General features: G+C 43.6%; 2 protein-coding genes. Both read left to right on the plus strand.

Annotation, left to right across the window (positions count from 1 at the left end):
- A partial coding sequence (locus tag AC3LHT_RS09655; protein ID WP_488662740.1) for an Lcl C-terminal domain-containing protein occupies positions 1–1,439 on the plus strand: 1,439 nt, incomplete at its 5' end.
- Between the two features lie 138 nt (positions 1,440–1,577).
- A complete protein-coding gene (locus AC3LHT_RS09660) occupies positions 1,578–3,440 on the plus strand; it encodes an Lcl domain-containing protein (protein ID WP_488662741.1) in 1,863 nt (620 codons plus the stop codon).
- Positions 3,441–3,605 lie beyond the last annotated feature (165 nt).

Consider the following 3,605-nt stretch of genomic DNA (forward strand, 5'->3'; position numbering starts at 1 on the left):
GAGAATTGGGGCAGGACCTCAAAAAAAGGGTTTACGGCGATGCGGCGGCACGCGGACATACCCAGCGTCCTGTGGACGGTGAAATTTACGGAACCGGTGATTTCGTGTTTGTGCCGGATCTGGAGAAAAGAAGCCGTGATTTAAACGCCGAGGTGGATGCCCTAGAGGCGGATATGGCCCGTCTCAAACAATTAAAAAAGGAAGCCGCAAGAGCAAAGGATGAATCCAGGCAGCGTGAGCTGGAGCGTCAACGTCTCATCAAGGAAGCTGAGCTAAAGCAGGTTCAAATTCGCAAACAACAGAAACAAGAAGCATTAAGGCGTCAAAAACAGGCAGCTCTTGAAGCAGAGCAGCAGACCAGGTATCAGGAGCAGCAGGAGCGTGAAAACGAACAGAGACTGGCCATGCTTCGAATGCAGGCAGAAAAAATGCGTCAAGAACTCGGTTCTGGCCTTACCGGTGGTGCTACTATTGAATCTGCTGTGGCCGAACTAAAACGGATAGAAGCACAGCGGTATAAAATCTATAATGACTTTTCAGCAGAATTAAGTAATCAGACCCAGAGCATAGAAAAATTTTATTATGACAAGATTTCGCGCCTTACTTACACATCTCCATGGGATAAGGAATTTGAAACTGAAGCTGATTACAAAGCCCGTTTTGATAAAGCCCAGATCAAGGCAGAACCAGTCCGCCAGGAAAAGCAGCAAAAGCTTGCAGCCTTGCGCAGAGAACTAACATCTGCTCGGAACAGCCAGATAAAACCTTTGGAAGATCAAATAAAAACTTTAGAGGAAAAACGGTTTGTAATTCCGGCGTCGAAGGTATCGTTTAAATTTTTATCGTATAAACTGAAACCTCAAATGATGTTGGGTGCATTGACTTTTGAAGGGACGACTACAAAATTTACAGTTAATATTCCAAAGCAAAATGCTCGCGAGTACAAATACAATCCAAACTTGCTGGTGCCCGAAGTACTTATGCAAGCTACATTGGACGGCCAACGGATTGATAAAATTATTTTTCACGGCCCTGAAAAAAATGAAAAATATAAAGCGATATTTAATGTTTCTGATGACTTTCGTTTTATAGTATATGATAATGGTATTGTTTGGGATAAAAATACTATGCTTGAATGGTATGCCGGGCCTGACAAGAATACAAACTGGAACGACGCCAAACGCTGGGTTGAAAATCTTAACGTTGCTGGTGGCGGCTGGCGGATGCCGACAATAAATGAGCTTAAAACTTTATACAATAAAGGAACAGGAAAACGAAACATGACATCTTTATTGAAAACCACCGGATATTGGGTATGGTCTGGCAAAAAGAATAATCCGTCTTCAGCTTGGAACTTCGAATTCTATAACGGCCACGAGTCTTGGAGTTATCTCGATATTTCCGCCAACGCTCGAGGTTTTGCTGTGCGTTCCAAATAAGTTATTGCTTGTTCTCTTAGATATTATCCTTAATATTCTAATGCTTATTGTAAAAACCAACAACCTCCATAAAAGAGTTAGATACTGGAATAGATCAATTTCAAGCCGGAAATATTGGTATTCTAACAGGAGTGCGATATGGCAAAGTATACAAAAATCATCTTTCTTTCTTTAATCGCAGTCACTTCGCTAATTCTTTATTGTCCTGAAAAAGTTAAGGCCATTGCTGTTCGACCGGTATCGCCATCAGGTGAACAGGTTAAGGGCGACCAGTGGCTTTTTGTTATCGGTATCGATACTTATCTGGAGTGGCCGAGGCTCAAGACAGCGGTGAACGATGCCAAGGCCGTACGGGATGTGTTGCTGGAACGCTATTATTTCGATCAGGATCATCTGGTTGAACTTTACGATGAGCAGGCCACGCGTCGGAATATTTTAGGTCAACTTCGTTATCTCGCCAATAAAACCAGTCCCGAGGACTCGCTGGTGGTTTTTTACGCTGGCCATGGTCATCTGGACCCCATTACCAGGGAAGGTTTTTGGATACCCGTTGAAAGCGGAACAAAGGATGTGGCTGCATGGATCTCAAATCATGATATCAAGAATTACCTCAGAGTTGATGCAATCAAGGCCAAACATATTTTGCTGATCTCTGACTCATGCTTTGCAGGAGATTTTTTTCGCGGTCAGCGTGGGAAACTTCCTGAGGTCACAGATGCCCGTATTAAAAGCGTTTATGGGCTTAACTCCCGCCTGGCGATAGCTTCAGGAGGACTCGAACCGGTTAGTGACGAGGGATTTGGTAAGAACAGCGTCTTTTCCTATTTTCTAGTTAAAACGTTAGAAGATAACCAGAAACCTTTTTTGATACCATCGGATTTATATCCAAAAATCAAAGCTGGCGTGATAGAAAACGCCCAGCAATTTCCCCAATGGAGTTCTCTGGTGGGTACCGGTGGCCAGCAAGGAGGGGAGATCGTATTGTTTTTAAAGCAGAACTATAAATTAAAACAGTTATCGTCCGAAGCACAAACCAAACAGGTTCAGCTTGAGCGTCTTCAAAAAATGGAAGCTAATGCGATTGCTGCCAAAAAACGTGAGGATGCGGAAATTGCCACATATGAGCAACAAGTTTCAGAATTAGATGCCAAAATTGAGGCTATGCAAAAACGCTTGGGTAGTCCAGCTGTACGACAGGATGACAGTCTGGATGCCATGCTGGCCATAGTCAAACAGAAGGAGTCTCAAGCGGCTAAAATGGAACGATTACGCAAACAGCGCGAAATTGAAGAAGCCAAACGCAATGCCGAAATCAGAGCATTAAAGCTTGAACGTGACAAACAAATTTCTACCATGCTGAAACCTGAGGTTGAAAAGTACAAGCAGATTGTCCAATCAAAATACGGAGCATCCATGAAGGAAGCGGCTTGGCAGGGTTTGGTTGCGAAATGCCCACCAGGATGGGCAGATAATGTTTATATAGGGGACCTATCTGCTATTTTACTCAGTCCGACAGAGAGAAAGATTTTAGCAGAAAAGAAGCGCCTAGAAGAACAAGCGATACTTATAAAAAAAAGAAAAGAAATAGAAGAACGGAAACGTTTAGAGGAAGAATTAGGCCGAGAGATTAAGAGAGATGGCAATTTTATAGCTTATACCACTGGTGTGGTTTATGACAAAAATACGGGACTTAAATGGGTTGCCGGACCTAATCGAGGTACAGAATGGAATAAGGCCAAAAGATGGGTTGAGGGTCTGAATGTTGCAGGCGGGGGTTGGCGTATGCCGACAAGGCAAGAGCTTAAAACTCTGTATAAGAAGGGGGCAGGGCTACAAAACAGGACGCCTTTGTTGCAAACCACCGGATGGTGGGTGTGGTCCGGTGAAACAGATGGTTGGTCGTCGGCTTGGTACTTCAACTTTAAAAGCGGCAGCGAGGACTCTATGCTCCGCGACAAAGCCAGCTACTTTCGGGGTTTTGCAGTGTGTTCCCGAAGATAATGATGGATCATTGGAATATTTGAATATTTAGGGGGTGCAGGGGGATTATCCCCCTGTCCGCGATAAATTTTACTGAGGGTGTTTTTGGCACGTTACAATTACGAACATCTTCCGATCTACAAAGCAATGTTTGATCTTTTAGTAGACTTTAAAAAGATTGTTACA

The organism is Kosmotoga sp. (assembly GCF_982836095.1).

Coding starts and splice junctions, on each gene's coding strand:
- AC3LHT_RS09660 (WP_488662741.1), top strand. CDS start 1,578: ATGGCAAAGTATACAAAAATCATCTTTCTTTCTTTAATCGCAGTCACT.